3 protein-coding genes are annotated in these 2119 nt (G+C 63.8%); 1 reads left to right on the top strand and 2 read right to left on the bottom strand.

Annotated features, from left to right (window positions below):
* Positions 1-779, top strand: a 779-nt coding sequence (locus J7E68_RS18350) for a hypothetical protein (RefSeq protein WP_215174981.1), incomplete at its 5' end; no start/stop codon positions are given.
* A gap of 22 nt (positions 780-801) precedes the next feature.
* Here J7E68_RS18350 and J7E68_RS18345 read toward each other — a convergent pair.
* Both J7E68_RS18345 and J7E68_RS18340 read right to left on the bottom strand, forming a co-directional pair.
* Positions 802-1248 (bottom strand): hypothetical protein, encoded by a 447-nt coding sequence (locus J7E68_RS18345; RefSeq protein WP_215174980.1) that lies wholly within the window; start codon positions 1246-1248, stop codon positions 802-804.
* Between the two features lie 124 nt (positions 1249-1372).
* The gene (locus J7E68_RS18340) at positions 1373-2053 is read right to left on the bottom strand and encodes a hypothetical protein (protein WP_215174979.1); all 681 of its coding nucleotides are present in this window, start codon (positions 2051-2053) and stop codon (positions 1373-1375) included.
* Positions 2054-2119 lie beyond the last annotated feature (66 nt).

The raw sequence follows: 2119 nt of genomic DNA, 5'->3' as shown, positions 1-2119 counted from the left end.
TGCTGGAGTACGGGTGGGTGTTCGCAGCAGCGGTCGTGCGTGATTACATGAAGGATTTCGGATCCGTCGCCGTGCTGATCGGGCCGCTGGTGCAGGTTTTCCGTGGTCTTATCATCGCCGCCGTGCTTCTGCCGTTCCGCTCTGCTCTCATACCGCGCTACGGGTGGCTTCGCCTGTGGATGCTGCTCATCGGGATCGGCATCCTCTCGACCGCAGCTGCGGCACCATCATCGGTCGAAGGAGTCATCTACACCAGACTTCCTCTGTGGTATCACTTAATCGGCTTGCCCGAGATGCTCGGACCGACCCTCCTCTTCAGCATCGCTACTGCGCTGATAGCCCGCCACCCGACGGGAGTGCTCGCCGCACTCCCGCCGATCTTCGAGCGCCTCCTGCGCGCACTCGTGGCGGCATCTCTGGCGTTCGCCGGCTATGCGGTCGTGTCGGTCCTCTTCGCTCTGTCCGCAGGCGCTGGGATCGACCCCGGGGAAAGTCTCACCCTCAAGGTCCAGGGCCTGTTCATCGCGCCGTTTCTTATCAACGGGATCATCGCATTCGTGGCGACTCACGGCTTGCCTGCTCGGGCCCGCCTTGTCGCTGCCCTCGTCTCGTTCTCCGCCGGTGTTGTGGTGATCGCCCTCTATCAAGCAGTAGTGAGCGGCGGCACGAACCTCCCCTACGCGCTGATTGCACCTGCCGTTCCGGCGGCCATCCTGTGGGTGCTGATGCCGCGAGAGTCGAGGCGGAGTGGCCCGGAGCCTCTGGCCGACGTTAGATAGCGTCGGGAAGCCGCTTCGGAGATCACGGAGTCAACAGCTGCTGCTCTTGAACGGTTCCGCGCTGCCGCGCCTCCGATGACGGCTCTCGATCCGACGGGTCAGAGTCGACGGCGAAGATCCGACCCTCGATGCTGATCGGTACGAACGTCACCCAGCGCCGGTCAGTGGACGGAGACGGCTGCGGTGCATGGCCGTCGAGCCGGCGAGCCTCCGATCCTGGCGCGATGTCCTCTGCGTATCCGATCATGGACACGGTGAACGCCTCACGCGTGTTGTATCCATCGATCTGAACGGACATCAGGCTGTGAGCCAGGAAGTCTCTTGAGCCATTGCCGGAGGCGGCGCAGAACATGAGGCGACCGTCCTCTATTACGTGAGATACCGGCGTGGCCTCTCGACCAGTCACCACCTGCGCTGCGATACGGACGTCGGCGTCCGCGAATCTGTTCCAGCACTCGTCCTCAGCCATTTCTCTGCACTGTGCACGGTCTCCCCACGGGGATCCGGAGCGGACTAGTTTCACCATGGTTCCACGCTGGTCCTTCGGACGCGGTGGCGTAGAGTCCAACGTCCCATGTGTGAGGGGGCGCACGTCAGTGAGTGATGTTCGCAGGCGGTGCCTCCTGTGCTGGCCGCGTAGGCGCCGTTTCCGTGTCGTGCCACGGTCGCTGACGGTGGATCTCGAGGAGCTGGGCGCCGAGGCCGAAGAACACCATGAGTACCCATGCGACGATGTTCAGCCACGGAATTTGGAGAGCCGCGATGAGGATCACGCCGCCCAATAGCGAGCGGCTCACCGGCCGTCGGTCCCCGCGAAGGATGAGGGCGCCGAGGTAGTGGGCGACGAACGGGAAGCTTGCGAGGGTCAGCAGGAACCAGGTGGTTGTTACTGCGAGCGCTAGCGGAGCTCCGACAATCGTCGTGAAGAGCAACAGAAGCACCAGAGGCGCGGCAATCGACGCGACAAGACCAACGAGGAGCGCCTTCCACGGTGACGGACGAAGGTGGTCTGTCACTCGTCGCAATAGGCGCGGGAACAGAAGGGCGGTGAAGAGTGTGACGAGGCTGAGTGCGACGAGCGCGTAGACGAGTCCGAGGAGCCAGCCGGCGAACATACCCCATGGCGACACTTCGACCTTTGGCGACTGCGGCTGGCTGATGCGTTGCACTGAACCGGCGACCGCATCGTCGGCTATGGACGCTTCCGTGTCGCTGACGTAGGTAACATCACCTCCCACCGAGCCGGCGATGCGGAGGGTGCCGACGCTCAGCACAAGGTCCCTCCCCACAGCGCCGGTAACGTGCATGGTGCCTGTGGCGCCGACGAGATCGTCGCCGAC

It is taken from the genome of Microbacterium sp. ISL-103 (assembly GCF_018613995.1).
Classification (GTDB): Bacteria; Actinomycetota; Actinomycetes; order Actinomycetales; family Microbacteriaceae; genus Microbacterium.
Note: the sequence above shows the minus strand (reverse complement) of the source record. Positions and strands in the feature narration are given on the sequence as shown.